The sequence below is a fragment of the Streptomyces sp. R-07 genome (genome assembly GCF_049913175.1).
In the GTDB taxonomy this organism is placed as follows: domain Bacteria; phylum Actinomycetota; class Actinomycetes; order Streptomycetales; family Streptomycetaceae; genus Streptomyces.
Genome location: NZ_CP183978.1, coordinates 4,794,724 through 4,810,001, shown reverse-complemented (window position 1 = coordinate 4,810,001; position 15,278 = coordinate 4,794,724). Strand labels below are relative to the sequence as shown.

The window sequence follows — 15,278 nt, the reverse complement described above, 5'->3', positions numbered from 1 at the left end:
GGACAGGAACCCACGCGGCCTACACGAAGGATCACCCTAGTCGCCGGGTCGGACAACGGCTTTTGTCGCGTGACCCACCCCACGGCCCACGGAGCCCTCCGACCCCCGACAATGGCGGGGTGATCTCTTCGCCGCCACGAAGCGCCAACGGCAACGGACAACGTCGTCCTTCCGAGGCGACCCCGTACGTCGACCTCACGCGGGCCGAGTGGAGCGCCCTGCGCGACAAGACGCCGCTCCCCCTCTCGGCCGACGAGGTCGAGCGGCTCCGCGGCCTCGGGGACGTCATCGACCTCGACGAGGTCCGGGACATCTACCTCCCGCTGTCCCGGCTGCTCAATCTGTACGTGCAGGCCACCAGCGGCCTCCGCGGCGCGCTGAACACCTTCCTCGGCGAGAGCGCCGAGCAGCGCGGCACGCCCTTCGTCATAGGGGTCGCCGGTTCGGTGGCCGTCGGCAAGTCGACGGTCTCCCGGCTGCTGCAGGCGCTGCTCGCCCGCTGGCCGGAGCACCCGCGCGTGGAGCTGGTGACGACGGACGCCTTCCTCTATCCGATGGAGGAGCTGAAGTCGCGCGGCCTCATGTCCCGCAAGGGATTCCCCGAGTCGTACGACCGCCGGGCCCTGACCCGCTTCGTCGCGGACATCAAGGCGGGCAAGGAGGAGGTCTCGGCCCCGGTCTACTCGCACCTGATCTACGACCGCGTGCCCGGTGAGCGGCTCGTGGTCCGCCGCCCGGACATCCTCATCGTGGAGGGCCTGAACGTCCTCCAGCCGGCGCTCCCCGGCAAGGACGGCCGCACGCGGGTCGGTCTCGCCGACTACTTCGACTTCTCGGTGTACGTGGACGCACGGGCGGAGGACATCGAGCGCTGGTACCTGAACCGCTTCCGCAAGCTGCGCGACACCGCGTTCCAGAACCCGTCCTCGTACTTCCAGCGCTACACGCAGGTCTCCGAGGACGAGGCCCTCGACTACGCCCGCACGATGTGGCGGACCATCAACAAGGTGAACCTGCTGGAGAACGTGGCCCCGACCCGCGGCCGGGCGACCCTCGTCGTCCGCAAGGGCCCGGACCACAAGGTGCAGCGCCTGAGTCTGCGCAAACTCTGACCTCCGTACGCTCTCCCTATGCTGCATCTCCGGTTGATCGTCCCGCCCGACCGCACGCCCGCAGCCGTCAAGCTGATCGAGTCGACGGTGGGCACCACCCATCTGGTGGTGCTGCCGGGCGCGGCCCGGGACCCCTCGGGCGACCTCGTGCTGTGCGACGTGGCCCGCGAGGCGGGTGACGAACTGCTGCACGGGCTGCGTGAGCTGAGGATCGATCAGGACGGCTCGATCGCCGTCGAGAACATCGACCTCTCCCTCTCCACGCGCGCGGACGCCGCCGAGGAGGAGGCCCCGGGCGAGCCCGCGGACGCGGTGATCTGGGAGCAGTTGGCGGGCGCGACGCACGAGGAGTCGACGCTCTCCATCACGTACAGCGCGTTCATGATCCTGGCGACGATGATCGCGGCCTGCGGTGTCGTCCTGGACAACGCGATCCTGATCGTGGGCGCGATGGCGGTCGGCCCGGAGTTCGGCCCGCTGGCCGGTGTCTGTACGTCGATCGTGCAGCGCCACCCGAAGCTGGCGGCGCGTTCGCTGATCGCGCTGCTGGTCGGCTTCGCGGCGGCGATCGTGGCGACGACGGTGTTCAGCCTGGGGATGGACGCGCTCGACCTGTTCAGCAGGGCCCAGCTGGACGCGGACCGCCCCAACACCAAGTTCATCTGGCAGCCGGACCCGTTCTCCTTCGTCGTGGCGGTGCTCGCGGGCATCGCCGGCACCTTGTCCCTGACCTCCGCGAAGTCGGGGGCCCTGGTGGGCGTGGCGATCTCGGTGACGACGGTCCCGGCGGGCGCGAACGCGGCGGTGGCGCTCAGCTACGGCGAGGTGGGCCAGATGTGGGGCTCGATCGAGCAGCTGCTGCTCAACCTCTTCGGCATCATGCTGGCCGGGACGCTCACCCTGTACGGGCAGAAGATGCTGTGGCGCACCCAGCGCGGCCGCTGGCGCCGCGCACCGAAGACCTGACGCGGACGAGGGCCCCCACCGGAACGGTGGGGGCCCTCGCGTGCATGACGGTGCCTCAGAAAGGCTAGCCCAGCGCGGACTTCACGACGTCCGCGAGGCGCTGCGCGACCGCGCGGGCCTGCTCGATGTCGGCGGCCTCGACCATGACGCGGACCAGCGGCTCGGTGCCGGAGGAACGCAGCAGGACGCGGCCGGTGGAGCCGAGCTCGCGCTCGGCGTCGGTGACGGCCGCGGCGAGCTCGCCGGAGGTGTTCACCCGCGACTTGTCGACGTCCTTGACGTTGATGAGGATCTGCGGGAGCCGCTCCATGACGCCCGCGAGCTCCGCGAGCGACTTGCCGGTGGCGGCGACGCGGGCGGCCAGCATCAGGCCGGTGAGGGTGCCGTCGCCGGTGGTGGCGTGGTCGAGCACGATGACGTGACCCGACTGCTCGCCGCCGAGGGCGTAGCCGTGCTCCTTCATGGACTCCAGGACGTAGCGGTCGCCGACCGCGGTCTGGACGAGGTTCAGGCCCTCGCGCTCCATGGCGAGCTTGAAGCCCAGGTTGGACATGACGGTCGCGACGACGGTGTCGCCGCGCAGCGTGCCTGCCTCGCGCATGGCGAGGGAGAGCACGGCGAGGATCTGGTCGCCGTCGACCTCTTCGCCGGAGGCGTCCACGGCGAGGCAGCGGTCGGCGTCGCCGTCGTGGGCGATGCCGAGGTCGGCGCCGTGCTCGACGACCGCGGCCCGGAGCAGCCCCAGGTGGGTGGAGCCGCAGCCCTCGTTGATGTTGAGGCCGTCCGGCTCGGCGCCGATGGTGACGATCTGGGCGCCGGCCCGGGCGAAGGCCTCGGGCGAGACGCGGGCGGCGGCGCCGTGGGCCTCGTCGAGGACGATCTTGAGGCCGTCGAGCCGGTTGGGGAGGACGGACATGAGGTGGGAGACGTACGTCTCGAAGCCCTCGTCGTAGTCGCGGACGCGGCCGACGCCGGCACCGGTCGGACGCTCCCACGGGGCGCCGGTGCGGTGCTGCTCGTACACGGTCTCGATCTTGTCCTCGAGATCGTCGGCGAGCTTGTGGCCGCCGCGGGCGAAGAACTTGATGCCGTTGTCGGGCATGGCGTTGTGGCTGGCGGAGAGCATCACGCCGAGGTCGGCGCCGAGGACGCCGGTGAGGTGGGCCACGGCCGGGGTGGGCAGGACGCCGACGCGCAGCACGTCGACGCCGGCGCTGGCGAGGCCCGCCACGACGGCCGCCTCGAGGAACTCTCCGGAGGCGCGGGGGTCCCGCCCGACCACGGCGGTCGGCCGGTGGCCCTCGAAGGTGCCCGCCTCGGCGAGCACGTGCGCGGCCGCGACGGACAGGCCGAGCGCGAGCTCCGCCGTCAGGTCCGCGTTGGCGACGCCGCGTACGCCGTCCGTGCCGAAGAGTCGTCCCACAGCTGTCCTCCGAAAATACGTGCCCAAGCTGATGAAAGGTGAAGATGAAAAGAGGTTATGAAAAAACGTACGCCCCGACGGCACGGGCAGTGCCGCCGGGGCGTACGAAAGCAGACCGAGCAGGCGATTAACGCTTGCTGTACTGCGGAGCCTTACGGGCCTTCTTGAGACCGGCCTTCTTGCGCTCGACCGCACGGTCGTCGCGGGAGAGGAAGCCGGCCTTCTTCAGCGCCGGGCGGTTGTTCTCGACGTCCGCCTCGTTCAGCGCACGGGCCACGCCGAGGCGCAGGGCGCCGGCCTGACCGGAGACACCGCCACCCGCGATGCGGGCGATGACGTCGTAGCGGTTGTCGAGCTCGAGCACCTTGAAGGGCTCGTTGACTTCCTGCTGGTGCACCTTGTTGGGGAAGTAGTCCTCAAGGGTGCGACCGTTGATCTTCCACTTGCCGGTGCCCGGAACGATCCGGACGCGGGCGATGGCGTTCTTGCGACGGCCCAGGCCGGCGGCCGGCTGCGGGTCGCCGAAGCGGGACGCGAGCGACTCGGAGGTGTACTCACCCTCGACGAGCTCGGTCTCGGTGGTGTACTCCTCGACGCCCTCGAACTCGTCGACGGGGGTCTCGGGGGTGGTCTCGGCCACGATTCTCCTCAGATTTCTTTCGTTCTTAGGGGGTGTGGCCGGAACTACTGCGCGACCTGGGTGATCTCGAACGGGACCGGCTGCTGGGCAGCGTGCGGGTGGTTCTCGCCCGCGTAGACCTTCAGCTTCGAGAGCATCTGACGGCCCAGGGTGTTCTTGGGGATCATGCCCTTGATGGCCTTCTCGACGGCCTTCTCGGGGTTCTTCGACAGCAGCTCGTCGTAGCGGACGGAGCGCAGACCACCCGGGAAGCCAGAGTGGCGGTAGGCCATCTTCTGGGTCTTCTTGTTGCCGGACAGGTGGACCTTGTCAGCATTGATGATGATGACGAAGTCGCCCATGTCCATGTGGGGGGCGTAGACGGGCTTGTGCTTGCCTCGCAGGAGGTTCGCAGCCGTCGTCGCCAGACGGCCCAGGACGATGTCCTGCGCGTCGATGATGTGCCACTGGCGAGTGACATCGCCGGGCTTGGGGCTGTACGTACGCACTTCGTAGCCTTCGCTTCTTCAGTGGATGGAGTCCAGACACACCTGAAGCGATCATGCAGCTGGGGCCTGCACTGCCGGGACACCGCCCGTATGCGAGCCACTGGTAACTGCTCCAGGGAACCTGCGTAAGGGCCGCTCGCGTGAGAACGACGAAGCCAATACGCATAACAAACCGCAACACTACCCGCGCCACCCCCGAAGGGTCAAAACGCCGCGAGACCCCAGGTCACCGCACCCGCTCGACCTCTTCCCGACGCCGCCCAGGAGGGGTGTCCCCGCCCCCGGGGCTCACCGCACCCGGTCGACCCGCCGCTCGTCCCACACGGGCTCGCTGGTCTCCCGTACGACCCCGTCCGACCCGAAGACCAGGAACCGGTCGAAGCTCTTCGCGAACCACCGGTCGTGCGTGACGGCCATCACGGTCCCGTCGTACGACTCCAGGCCCTCCTGGAGCGCCTCGGCGGACTCCAGGTCCAGGTTGTCCGTCGGCTCGTCGAGCAGCAGCGCGGTCGTGCCCGCCAGCTCGAGCAGCAGGATCTGGAACCGCGCCTGCTGCCCGCCCGAGAGCCTGTCGAAGGACTGGTCGCCCTGGCGCTCCAGCTCGTACCGCCGCAGCATCGACATCGCCGCGCCCCGGTCCTTGGCGTGCTCGGACCACAGGATGTCGACGAGCGGCCGCCCGGCCAGCTCCGGGTGCGCGTGGGTCTGCGCGAAGTGCCCCGGCACCACCCGGGCACCGAGCTTCCACGACCCCGTGTGCGCGACGGACTCGTCGCCGGCGAGCAGCCGCAGGAAGTGCGACTTCCCGGATCCGTTCGAGCCGAGGACGGCCACCCGCTCCCCGTAGAAGATCTCCAGCGAGAACGGCTTCATCAGACCGGTCAGCTCAAGGTTCTCGCAGGTCACGGCCCGCACCCCGGTCCGCCCGCCGCGCAGCCGCATCCGGATGTCCTGCTCGCGCGGCGGCTCCGGCGGCGGCCCCGCCTCCTCGAACTTCCTCAGCCGGGTCTGCGCCGCCGCGTACCGGGACGCCATCTCGTGGCTGACCGCGGCCGCCTGCCGAAGGTTGAGCACCAGCTTCTTCAGCTGCGCGTGCTTCTCGTCCCAGCGCCGCTTGAGCTCCTCGAAGCGGGCGAACCGCTCGCGCCGGGCCTCGTGGAAGGTGTCGAAGCCGCCGCCGTGCACCCAGACGTCCGATCCGGCCGGGCCGGGCTCGACCGCGATGATCTTCTGGGCGCCCCGGGAGAGCAGCTCCCGGTCGTGGGAGATGAAGAGCACGGTCTTACGGGTCTCCCGCAGCCGCTCCTCGAGCCACCGCTTGCCGGGCACGTCGAGGTAGTTGTCCGGCTCGTCCAGGAGGAGCACCTCGTCGGGGCCGCGCAGCAGCGACTCCAGGACGAGCCGCTTCTGCTCGCCGCCGGAGAGCGTGCGGACCTCCCGGAACTGCGCCTTCTCGTACGGGACGCCGAGCGCCGCCATGGTGCAGATGTCCCAGAGGGTCTCGGCCTCGTACCCCTGCACCTCGGCCCAGTCGCTGAGGGCCTGCGCGTACTTCATCTGCGCGGCCTCGTCGTCGACGGTCATGATCAGGTGCTCGGCCTCGTCGACGGCCTTGGCGGCCTCCCGGATCCGGGGCTGGGCCACCGAGACCAGCAGGTCGCGGACGGTGGACGCGTCCCGTACGGAGCCGACGAACTGCGGCATGACACCGAGGCCGCCGCTGACCGTGACGGTGCCGCCGTGCGGCTGGAGCTCTCCGGAGATCATCCGGAGGAGTGTGGTCTTGCCGGCGCCGTTGGCCCCGACGAGGGCGACCACGGCGCCCTCTCCGACCCGGAAGGAGGCGTCCCCGAGGAGGACCCTCCCGTCGGGAAGGTAGTACTCCAGATGCGCGGCCTCGACATGTCCCATGGGATGCATTGTCACCGCCCGCGTCGGCCCCGCCCAACCGGTTTAGGATGCGCGGCATGAGCTTTGGGGGACCGCAGTGGCCGCAGGAGCCGCAGCAGCAGGGGCAGCAGGGGTACGGACAGCAGCCCGGGTACGGACAGCCGCAGGGCTACGGACAGCAGGGACAGGGGCCGGGGCAGGGGCAGCAGGGCCACGGGCAGCAGCAGGGGTACGGGTACCCCCAGCCGCAGCAGCCGGCGCAGCCGAACCCCTTCCCGGGCGCTCAGGGCAGCGGTGAGACGCCCGACTGGGGCGCCCTGGCCGACGCCTCGGCCTCGCGCGGCCGCCGCAAGCGCCTCTTCATGATCGTCGGCGGCGTCGTGGCCGCGGTGGCCGTGGGCGCGATCGTCGCGACCGCCGTCGTGAGCACCAACAAGAAGAACGACGAGGCCAAGAACGGCCCGGTCCCCACCGGCACGGTCTCCCCCACGGGCACGCCCACCCCCGAGCCGACCTTCTCGTCGGTGGCGCCGCCGCCCCCGCCGAACCCGAAGGACTACATCTCGGACCCGAAGAAGGACAAGGCCCCGCTCACCGCCGAGGGCCTCTTCCCGGGCAAGAAGATGACCATGAACAACCGCGCCTACAAGAAGGGCGCGACCTCCTCCACCACCAACTGCGCGGCCGTCACCCAGGGCGGCCTCGGCAGCGTCCTGAAGCGGAACGGCTGCCAGCGGGTGATCCGCGCCACCTATGTGAAGGACGGCGTGGCGGTCACCGTCGGCGTCGCCGTCTTCCCCTCGGAGGCGGCGGCCCAGAAGGCGAAGGACCAGGCCAGCGGCGGCATCGCGCCCCTGACGGGCGCGGGCGTGGGTGATTTCTGCCACGCCACTGTCTGCCTGCGCCGCTCGAACGCGATCGGCCGGTACGCGTACTTCACCCAGGCCGGGTTCGGCAACGGCAAGAAGGTCACCAAGGCCGACAAGCCCGTCTTCCAGGCCAGCGACGACCTCGGCACCTTCGCCTTCAACCAGATCTACGCCCGGGGCCGCGCCCAGGCCTCAGCAGCAGCCGGTGCTCCCGGGGAGTGACCGCTTGTTGCGGGCCTCCCTGCTGCGGGCGGCGAGCAGCTCGTCCGCCGGGTAGCCGACCTCTTCGAGGGTGAGTCCGTGCGGCCGCACGACGTGGACGGCCGAGTCCCGGACGCCGGCGGCGAGCACCTTGCCGGGCCAGTCGACCGGCCGGTGGCCGTCGCCGACGAAGAGCAGGGCGCCGACGAGCGAGCGGACCATGTTGTGGCAGAAGGCGTCCGCCTTGACGGTCGCCTCCATGACCCCGTCGTCCCGCCGCTCCCAGCGCAGCACCTGGAGCGTGCGGATGGTCGTGGCGCCCTCGCGCTTCTTGCAGTACGCGGCGAAGTCGTGCTCGCCGACGAGCGCGGTGGCGGCCTCGTTCATGGCGTCCATGTCGAGGGCCCAGTCGTGCCACAGCACGTGGCCGCGGAGCAGCGGGTCGACCCCGCCGGGGTTGTCGGTGACGCGGTAGGCGTAGCGGCGCCAGACGGCGGAGAACCGCGCGTTGAAGCCCGCGGGGGCCTCTTCCACCTTCCACACCCGGACGTCGTGGGAGAGCCGCCCGGCGAGCCGCCTCAGCAGCTTGTCCCGGTGCTCGCCCCACACCTCCACGGGCAGGTCGACATGGGCGACCTGGCCGCGCGCGTGGACCCCGGCGTCGGTCCGGCCGGCGACGGTCAGTTCGTACGTCTCCGTGGACCGGGTCACGGTCCGCAGGGCGTCCTCGATATCCCCCTGTACGGTCCGCCGCCCATGGGCCTGCTTCGCCCAGCCGGAGAAGTCCTTGCCGTCGTACGAAAGGTCGAGCCGAACTCGTACGAACCCGTCCTGCACGTCATCGCTCACGCGGAGATCCTCTCAAACACACGGGAACGGGCCCGCACCCCAGGGGGTACGGGCCCGCTCACGAGAAACGGAAGAACGCTTACGCGTCCTTCGACTCCTCGGCCGGAGCCTCGGCGGCCGCGTCGGCCTCCTTGACGGCGCGCACGGTGGCGGCCTCGGCCTCGGCGACGGTCGCCTTCTTGGCGATCTCGCCCTCGACCAGCTCGATCACGGCCATCGGGGCGTTGTCGCCACGACGGTTGCCGATCTTGGTGATGCGGGTGTAGCCACCGGGGCGCTCCGAGTAACGCGGGGCGATCTCGGTGAAGAGGGTGTGGACGATGCCCTTGTCGGTGATCGTCTGCAGCACCAGGCGACGGTTGTGGATGTCGCCCTTCTTCGCCTTGGTGATCAGGCGCTCGGCGACCGGACGCAGGCGACGGGCCTTGGCCTCGGTCGTGGTGATGCGGCCGTGCTCGAAGAGCGACTTCGCCAGGTTGGCGAGGAGCAGCTTCTCGTGCGCGGCGGAACCGCCGAGGCGGGCACCCTTCGCGGGACGCGGCATGGTGTTTCTCCTTGTGATCTGCACCGGCCGTATGAGGTACCGATGTCAGTGTCCGAGCGGGCGGTCACCCGTCGGAGATCCAGGCCCCCTAGGGGGCCTGGAAGGGGTGCGGGGAGGAGTCGATTTCCGGCTCCGCCGGGCGTGCGCGATCAAGCACAGCGCACCCGCACCCGGGTACGGACCGTGAGGCCCGAGCTCTTAGTACTGCTCGGTCTCGACGAAGCCGGCGTCCGCGTCGTCGTCGGCGCCGAAGGCGTCCGCGGCGGCGGTCGGGTCGAATCCGGGCGGCGAGTCCTTCAGCGCGAGGCCCATACCGGCCAGCTTCGCCTTGACCTCGTCGATCGACTTCGCACCGAAGTTGCGGATGTCGAGCAGGTCGGCCTCGGAGCGGGCGACGAGCTCACCCACGGAGTGGATGCCCTCACGCTTGAGGCAGTTGTACGAGCGAACGGTGAGCTCGAGCTCCTCGATCGGCAGCGCGAGGTCGGCGGCGAGGGCGGCGTCCGTCGGGGACGGGCCCATGTCGATGCCCTCGGCGTCGATGTTGAGCTCGCGCGCCAGACCGAACAGCTCGACCAGGGTCTTGCCGGCGGACGCCATGGCGTCACGCGGGCGCATGGCCTGCTTGGTCTCGACGTCGACGATGAGCTTGTCGAAGTCGGTGCGCTGCTCGACTCGGGTCGCCTCGACCTTGTAGGTGACCTTGAGGACCGGCGAGTAGATCGAGTCGACCGGGATGCGGCCGATCTCCTGACCCACCTGCTTGTTCTGGACGGCGGAGACGTAGCCGCGACCGCGCTCGACGGTCAGCTCCATCTCCAGCTTGCCCTTGCCGTTGAGCGTGGCGAGGACGAGGTCGGGGTTGTGCACCTCGACACCGGCCGGGGGCGCGATGTCGGCGGCGGTGACCAGACCCGGGCCCTGCTTGCGCAGGTACATCACGACCGGCTCGTCGTGCTCCGAGGAGACGACCAGCTGCTTGATGTTGAGGATGAGGTCGGTGACGTCCTCCTTGACGCCCGGCACGGTGGTGAACTCGTGCAGGACACCGTCGATGCGGATGCTGGTGACAGCGGCACCCGGGATCGAGGAGAGGAGGGTACGGCGGAGGGAGTTGCCGAGGGTGTAGCCGAAGCCCGGCTCCAGCGGCTCGATGACGAACCGGGAGCGGAACTCGTCGACGACCTCTTCGGTCAGCGACGGACGCTGAGCGATCAGCATGTCTGTGATTCCTTCAGTCGTGGACGCCCACTATTTGACGTCCTCGGAGTACTACAAGGGTACGGGCGGCACGTCCCGAAAGGGGACGCACCGCCCGAAAAGTCCTGCTCAAGCAGCCCGTGCGTCAGACGCGGCGGCGCTTGGGGGGACGGCAGCCGTTGTGCGGCGTGGGGGTGACGTCCTGGATCGAACCGACCTCGAGGCCCGTGGCCTGGAGGGAGCGGATCGCGGTCTCACGGCCGGAGCCGGGACCCTTGACGAAGACGTCGACCTTGCGCATGCCGTGCTCCTGCGCGCGGCGGGCGGCCGACTCGGCGGCCATCTGCGCGGCGAAGGGGGTGGACTTGCGCGAGCCCTTGAAGCCGACGTGGCCGGCGGAGGCCCAGGAGATCACGTTGCCCGAGGGGTCCGTGATCGAGACGATCGTGTTGTTGAACGTGCTCTTGATGTGCGCGTGGCCGTGAGCGACGTTCTTCTTTTCCTTGCGGCGCACCTTCTTGGCAGCGCCCTGACGACCCTTGGGGGGCATCTATATCTCCTACGGGAGGTGGTCGGTCCTACAGCGAAGACCGCTTGGTCAAGCGTCCGCTGAGGACTACTTCTTGCCCGGCTTCTTCTTGCCGGCGATGGCGCGACGCGGGCCCTTGCGGGTACGAGCGTTCGTGCTGGTGCGCTGGCCGCGGACGGGCAGGCCACGACGGTGGCGCAGGCCCTGGTAGCAGCCGATCTCGACCTTGCGGCGGATGTCGGCGGCGATCTCGCGACGGAGGTCACCCTCGGTCTGGAGGTTGGCGTCCACGTACTCGCGGATCTTGACGAGGTCTTCCTCGGCAAGCTCGCGGACACGGGTGGACGGGTTCACGCCGGTCGCGGCGAGAATCTCCTCGGACCGGGTACGCCCGATGCCGAAGACGTAGGTGAGTGCGACCACCACACGCTTTTCGCGCGGGATGTCAACACCGGAAACGCGTGCCATTCAATGGCTCCTGTGTTCTCGGGGGTCTGCTGCAGAACCGTTCCCGGCTGCCGTATGAGGTACAGGTCGGGTCCCCGGCCCCCGCCGGAGGTGCCGTCAGCCGTGGATCACGGCCCGACGGGCTCTGCGTATGTACGTATTGCTATGCGTCGCGCGAAGAACTGCGAAGTTGCAGGTCGGTCGGCGTGCGTCAGCCCTGGCGCTGCTTGTGGCGCAGGTTGTCGCAGATGACCATGACCCGGCCGTGACGGCGGATCACCTTGCACTTGTCGCAGATCTTCTTGACGCTCGGCTTGACCTTCATGGGATGTGAGGTTCTCCGGGTCAGTGCCACCACCCGCGCGCGAAGGCGGGGTGCGGGCAAGATCTACTTGTACCGGTAGACGATCCGGCCACGCGTCAGGTCGTACGGAGAGAGCTCCACGACGACCCGGTCGTCCGGGAGGATTCGGATGTAGTGCATCCGCATCTTGCCGGAGATGTGCGCGAGGACCTTGTGACCGTTCTGGAGTTCCACCTTGAACATGGCGTTCGGGAGGGACTCGATCACGGTGCCCTCGATTTCGATGGCACCTTGCTTCTTGGCCACGCTTCGCCTTTCGAATCGGCTACCTTGATCGACTCTCGCCGCCGCATGCAGGCACACGGGTACACGAGAGCCGACGCATCAGTCTACGTCAGGCCCCTGGAAAAGACGAATCGGGAAGTCTGCCCACGGTAGAAGATCCCCAATCCGCAGCGGGACGACGCTTGTGAGGCGCCCCCGGGCGGGCGGGGCCCCCACCGCGGTCACGCGCCCGGCCGGACCCGGGCCCCGGACCTACGCCAGCGGATCCGGCGCAGCCGTCACGCCCAGCTCCGCCGGCTTCGCCTTGCCGCCGACCCATCCCCGCCGCAACCCTCGCGGGCTCGGCGCCCGGGGGCACCTCACAAGCTTCGGCCCGCTGCAGCGGACTCCGTCCGCCGGGCGGGACCCCGCACCACCGTCACACGCCCGACCGGACCCCGGCCCCGGACCTACGCCAGAGGATCCGGCGCAGCCGTCACGCCCAGCTCCGCCAGCTTCGCCTTGCCGCCGTCGACCGCCGTGAGGACCAGGGGGCCCTCCTCGGTCAGGGCGATCGAGTGCTCCCAGTGGGAGGACCAGGTGCCGTCGGTCGTGATGACCGTCCAGTCGTCCTTCAGGACCTCCGTCTGCGGGGTGCCCAGGGAGACCATCGGCTCGATCGCCAGGCAGAAGCCGGGGACCAGCTTCGGGCCCTTGCCGCGCTTGCGGGAGACGTAGTTCAGCAGGTGCGGGTCCATGTGCATCTCGGTGCCGATGCCGTGGCCGCCGTAGTCCTCGATGATCCCGTACCGGCCGAGGCTGTGGTCGCCGACCGCCGGCCGCGGCTGCCGCTTGATGTACGTCTCGATCGCCTTCGAGATGTCCACCAGCCGGTTGCCGAGCTTCATGGCCGCGATGCCCGCCCACATCGACTCCTCGGTGACCCGGGAGAGCTCGACGAGCTCGGGCGCGTGACCGGTGCCGACGAAGGCCGTGTAGGCCGCGTCACCGTGCCAGCCGTCCACGATCGCGCCGCAGTCGATGGAGATGATGTCGCCGTCCTTGAGGACGGTCTTGTCGTCGGGGATGCCGTGGACGACGACCTCGTTCACCGAGGTGCAGATCGTCGCGGGGAACCCGCCGTACCCGAGGAAGTTCGACTTCGCCCCGTGGTCGGCGATGACCTTGCGCGCGACCTCGTCCAGGTCCTTCGTCGTGGCGCCCGGCACGGCCGCCTCGCGGGTCGCCGCGTGGATGGCGGCGACGACCAGCCCCGCCTCGCGCATCTTCGCGATCTGCTCGGGGGTCTTGATCTGGACCATCGTGGCCGCGGCCTTTCCTTCGAGTACGGGGAACAGAACAACGATACGGCCGCGGCGCCCCTGAGGGGCACCGCGGCCGTATCGGACGAACCGGGGTTACTTCTTGAGCGCGGCCATCGCCTTCGCGGTGACCTCGTCCACCTTGCCGAGCGCGGAGATCGTCACGACCAGGTTCTGCGCCCGGTAGTAGTCGATGATCGGCTCGGTCTGCGTGTGGTAGACCTCCAGGCGCCGGCGGACGGTCTCCTCGGAGTCGTCCGGACGCTGGTAGAGCTCGCCGCCGCAGACGTCGCAGACGCCGTCGGTCTTCGGCTTGTTGTACTCGGCGTGGAAGACGTGCGCACTGTCGTTGCGGCAGATGCGGCGACCCGCGATCCGCTTCACGACCTCGTCCTCGGGGACCTCGAGGTCCAGGACCGCGTCGAGCTGCATGTCCTCGGCCTTCAGGACGACGTCCAGGGCCTCGGCCTGCGCCACGTTGCGGGGGAACCCGTCGAGCAGGAAACCGTTGACGGCGTCCGGCTTCTCCATCCGGTCCTTGGCCATCCCGATGGTCACCTCGTCGGGTACAAGGTCGCCGGCGTCCATGAACGCCTTGGCCTTGAGACCCAGCTCCGTGCCCTGAGAGATGTTGGCACGGAACAGGTCACCCGTGGAGATGTGCGGAATGTCCAGGTTCTTGGCAAGGAACGCAGCCTGCGTGCCCTTACCCGCACCGGGCGGTCCGACGAGGACGATTCGCATCAGCGGAGGAACCCTTCGTAATTGCGCTGCTGGAGCTGGCTCTCGATCTGCTTCACGGTCTCCAGCCCCACACCCACGATGATGAGGATGCTCGTCCCACCGAAGGGGAAGTTGGCATTGGCGCCACCGAAGCCTGCCAACGCCATCGTCGGCACAAGAGCGATCAGACCCAAGTACAGCGAGCCCGGCCAAGTGATCCGGTTGAGCACGTAGCTCAGGTACTCGGCAGTAGGTCGACCAGCCCGGATACCCGGGATGAAGCCACCATACTTCTTCATGTTGTCCGCGACTTCCTCGGGGTTGAACGAGATCGCCACGTAGAAGAAGGCGAAGAACACGATCAGGAGGAAGTACGCGGCGATGTAGTAGGGGTGGTCACCCTTGACGAAGTGGGCTTCGATCCAGGTCTTCCACCCTGCGGTGGAGTTCGAGAACTGGGCGATCAAGGCCGGGATGTAGAGCAGCGACGACGCGAAGATGACAGGAATCACACCCGCCTGGTTCACCTTCAACGGGATGTAAGTGGACGTTCCGCCGTAGGAGCGCCGGCCGATCATCCGCTTCGCGTACTGCACCGGGATGCGTCGCTGGGCCTGCTCGACGAAGACCACGAGGGCCACCATCACGAAGCCGATGAGGATGACGACGCCGAACTCGATCCAGCCCTGGGCGAGCTTGCCGCTCTTCTTGATGGCCCACAGCGCGCCCGGGAAGCCGGCCGCGATCGAGATGAACATCAGGATCGACATGCCGTTGCCGATGCCGCGGTCGGTGATCAGCTCACCGAGCCACATGACGATGCAGGTGCCCGCGGTCATCGTGATGACCATGGTGGCGATGGTGAAGATCGACTGGTCCGGCACGACCTGGTCGGCGACGATGCAGCCGCTGAAGAGCGCACCGCTCTTGGCGGTCGCGACGAGACCGGTGCCCTGGAGGATGGCGAGCGCCACGGTCAGGTACCGGGTGTACTGCGTGATCTTGGCAGTGCCGGACTGACCCTCCTTCTTGAGGGCTTCGAGGCGGGGGATCACGACGGTCAGCAGCTGCAGGATGATGCTCGCCGTGATGTACGGCATGATGCCGAGCGCGAAGATGGTGATCTGCAGCAGCGCCCCGCCACTGAACATGTTGACCAGGCCGAACAGGCTGTTGTTGCCCTCGCTGGCCTGCTTGACACACTGCTGGACGGCCTCGTAGCTGACACCGGGGACCGGGATGTGGGCCCCGAGGCGGTACAGCACGATGATGGCGAGCGTGAAGAGCAGCTTCTTGCGCAGGTCGGGCGTCTTGAACGCCCGGGCGAACGCGGTGAGCACGGTGCCTCCTGCGACCCCCGCGCTATGCGTCAAGGGTGACGGTCTTGAGGTTCGACGATTGGGTATCGGTCATCAATTCCGTGCGGGCATACCGCACGGAGCCTAGACAGTGCACGCCACCTTACCGGCGACCGTGCCCCCCTAGGAACGACCAATCGGGGATGCCC

The 15,278-nt window shown here is 68.8% G+C and carries 17 protein-coding genes; 3 read left to right on the top strand and 14 right to left on the bottom strand.

Annotated features, from left to right (window positions below; genetic code table 11):
- Window positions 1-119: 119 nt before the first annotated feature.
- Both coaA and ACN9M0_RS22140 read left to right on the top strand, forming a co-directional pair.
- The gene (gene coaA, locus ACN9M0_RS22145; protein ID WP_366036415.1) at window positions 120-1,112 is read left to right on the top strand and encodes a type I pantothenate kinase; all 993 of its coding nucleotides are present in this window, start codon (window positions 120-122) and stop codon (window positions 1,110-1,112) included.
- A gap of 18 nt (window positions 1,113-1,130) precedes the next feature.
- The gene (locus ACN9M0_RS22140; RefSeq protein WP_366036416.1) at window positions 1,131-2,078 is read left to right on the top strand and encodes a DUF389 domain-containing protein; all 948 of its coding nucleotides are present in this window, start codon (window positions 1,131-1,133) and stop codon (window positions 2,076-2,078) included.
- Window positions 2,079-2,142: 64 nt separating this feature from the next.
- On the opposite strand, the gene glmM is transcribed toward ACN9M0_RS22140, so the two are convergent.
- From glmM to ACN9M0_RS22120, 4 genes are all read right to left on the bottom strand, one after another.
- The gene (gene glmM / locus ACN9M0_RS22135) at window positions 2,143-3,501 is read right to left on the bottom strand and encodes a phosphoglucosamine mutase (RefSeq protein WP_366036417.1); all 1,359 of its coding nucleotides are present in this window, start codon (window positions 3,499-3,501) and stop codon (window positions 2,143-2,145) included.
- A 127-nt stretch (window positions 3,502-3,628) separates the two neighbouring features.
- Window positions 3,629-4,141 (bottom strand): 30S ribosomal protein S9, encoded by a 513-nt coding sequence (gene rpsI / locus ACN9M0_RS22130; protein WP_015035601.1) that lies wholly within the window; start codon window positions 4,139-4,141, stop codon window positions 3,629-3,631.
- 44 nt (window positions 4,142-4,185) lie between these two features.
- Complete coding sequence (gene rplM, locus ACN9M0_RS22125) at window positions 4,186-4,629, bottom strand: 50S ribosomal protein L13 (RefSeq protein ID WP_366036418.1); 444 nt, start codon at window positions 4,627-4,629, stop codon at window positions 4,186-4,188.
- A gap of 288 nt (window positions 4,630-4,917) precedes the next feature.
- Complete coding sequence (locus ACN9M0_RS22120) at window positions 4,918-6,540, bottom strand: ABC-F family ATP-binding cassette domain-containing protein (protein WP_366036419.1); 1,623 nt, start codon at window positions 6,538-6,540, stop codon at window positions 4,918-4,920.
- A gap of 56 nt (window positions 6,541-6,596) precedes the next feature.
- Here ACN9M0_RS22120 and ACN9M0_RS22115 point away from each other — a divergent pair, with 56 nt between their 5' ends.
- On the top strand, window positions 6,597-7,610 hold the full coding sequence (locus tag ACN9M0_RS22115) for a hypothetical protein (RefSeq protein WP_399695843.1): 1,014 nt from the start codon (window positions 6,597-6,599) through the stop codon (window positions 7,608-7,610).
- On the opposite strand, the gene truA is transcribed toward ACN9M0_RS22115, so the two are convergent.
- The 10 genes from truA to secY all read right to left on the bottom strand — a co-directional run bounded on the left by truA (window position 7,581) and on the right by secY (window position 15,111).
- Window positions 7,581-8,438 carry a tRNA pseudouridine(38-40) synthase TruA gene (truA, locus tag ACN9M0_RS22110; protein ID WP_366036421.1) on the bottom strand — a complete coding sequence of 286 codons (858 nt, stop codon included), beginning with the start codon at window positions 8,436-8,438 and terminating at the stop codon, window positions 7,581-7,583. The genes ACN9M0_RS22115 and truA overlap by 30 nt on opposite strands.
- A gap of 79 nt (window positions 8,439-8,517) precedes the next feature.
- Entirely contained in the window at window positions 8,518-8,982 is a 465-nt protein-coding gene (gene rplQ / locus ACN9M0_RS22105; protein ID WP_015035596.1) for a 50S ribosomal protein L17, read from the bottom strand.
- Window positions 8,983-9,180: 198 nt separating this feature from the next.
- Window positions 9,181-10,203, bottom strand: a complete 1,023-nt coding sequence (locus tag ACN9M0_RS22100; protein ID WP_003966937.1) for a DNA-directed RNA polymerase subunit alpha — start codon at window positions 10,201-10,203, stop codon at window positions 9,181-9,183.
- Window positions 10,204-10,327: 124 nt separating this feature from the next.
- Complete coding sequence (gene rpsK, locus ACN9M0_RS22095) at window positions 10,328-10,732, bottom strand: 30S ribosomal protein S11 (RefSeq protein WP_003956432.1); 405 nt, start codon at window positions 10,730-10,732, stop codon at window positions 10,328-10,330.
- A 66-nt stretch (window positions 10,733-10,798) separates the two neighbouring features.
- Window positions 10,799-11,179, bottom strand: coding sequence for a 30S ribosomal protein S13 (rpsM, locus tag ACN9M0_RS22090; RefSeq protein ID WP_030214048.1), 381 nt, complete (start codon window positions 11,177-11,179; stop codon window positions 10,799-10,801).
- 190 nt (window positions 11,180-11,369) lie between these two features.
- Window positions 11,370-11,483: a 50S ribosomal protein L36 gene (gene rpmJ, locus ACN9M0_RS22085; RefSeq protein ID WP_003956441.1), complete on the bottom strand. Its 114-nt coding sequence runs from the start codon at window positions 11,481-11,483 to the stop codon at window positions 11,370-11,372.
- Between the two features lie 63 nt (window positions 11,484-11,546).
- On the bottom strand, window positions 11,547-11,768 hold the full coding sequence (gene infA, locus ACN9M0_RS22080; protein ID WP_003956442.1) for a translation initiation factor IF-1: 222 nt from the start codon (window positions 11,766-11,768) through the stop codon (window positions 11,547-11,549).
- 428 nt (window positions 11,769-12,196) lie between these two features.
- Window positions 12,197-13,048 carry a type I methionyl aminopeptidase gene (gene map / locus ACN9M0_RS22075; protein ID WP_366036422.1) on the bottom strand — a complete coding sequence of 284 codons (852 nt, stop codon included), beginning with the start codon at window positions 13,046-13,048 and terminating at the stop codon, window positions 12,197-12,199.
- A 96-nt stretch (window positions 13,049-13,144) separates the two neighbouring features.
- Window positions 13,145-13,792 (bottom strand): adenylate kinase, encoded by a 648-nt coding sequence (locus tag ACN9M0_RS22070; protein WP_366036423.1) that lies wholly within the window; start codon window positions 13,790-13,792, stop codon window positions 13,145-13,147.
- Window positions 13,792-15,111, bottom strand: a complete 1,320-nt coding sequence (gene secY, locus ACN9M0_RS22065) for a preprotein translocase subunit SecY (RefSeq protein ID WP_366036424.1) — start codon at window positions 15,109-15,111, stop codon at window positions 13,792-13,794. Before secY ends, ACN9M0_RS22070 begins: the two co-directional genes overlap by 1 nt.
- Window positions 15,112-15,278: the final 167 nt, after the last annotated feature.

What these genes read in the sequence shown, in the direction of transcription:
- rplQ (WP_015035596.1), bottom strand. Translation starts at nt 8,982, where the DNA reads ATGCCGCGTCCCGCGAAGGGTGCCCGCCTCGGCGGTTCCGCCGCGCAC.
- rpsM (WP_030214048.1), bottom strand. Translation starts at nt 11,179, where the DNA reads ATGGCACGCGTTTCCGGTGTTGACATCCCGCGCGAAAAGCGTGTGGTG.
- ACN9M0_RS22070 (WP_366036423.1), bottom strand. Translation starts at nt 13,792, where the DNA reads ATGCGAATCGTCCTCGTCGGACCGCCCGGTGCGGGTAAGGGCACGCAG.
- rpsK (WP_003956432.1), bottom strand. Translation starts at nt 10,732, where the DNA reads ATGCCCCCCAAGGGTCGTCAGGGCGCTGCCAAGAAGGTGCGCCGCAAG.
- rpmJ (WP_003956441.1), bottom strand. Translation starts at nt 11,483, where the DNA reads ATGAAGGTCAAGCCGAGCGTCAAGAAGATCTGCGACAAGTGCAAGGTG.
- ACN9M0_RS22140 (WP_366036416.1), top strand. Translation starts at nt 1,131, where the DNA reads ATGCTGCATCTCCGGTTGATCGTCCCGCCCGACCGCACGCCCGCAGCC.
- ACN9M0_RS22115 (WP_399695843.1), top strand. Translation starts at nt 6,597, where the DNA reads ATGAGCTTTGGGGGACCGCAGTGGCCGCAGGAGCCGCAGCAGCAGGGG.
- map (WP_366036422.1), bottom strand. Translation starts at nt 13,048, where the DNA reads ATGGTCCAGATCAAGACCCCCGAGCAGATCGCGAAGATGCGCGAGGCG.
- ACN9M0_RS22120 (WP_366036419.1), bottom strand. Translation starts at nt 6,540, where the DNA reads ATGGGACATGTCGAGGCCGCGCATCTGGAGTACTACCTTCCCGACGGG.
- ACN9M0_RS22100 (WP_003966937.1), bottom strand. Translation starts at nt 10,203, where the DNA reads ATGCTGATCGCTCAGCGTCCGTCGCTGACCGAAGAGGTCGTCGACGAG.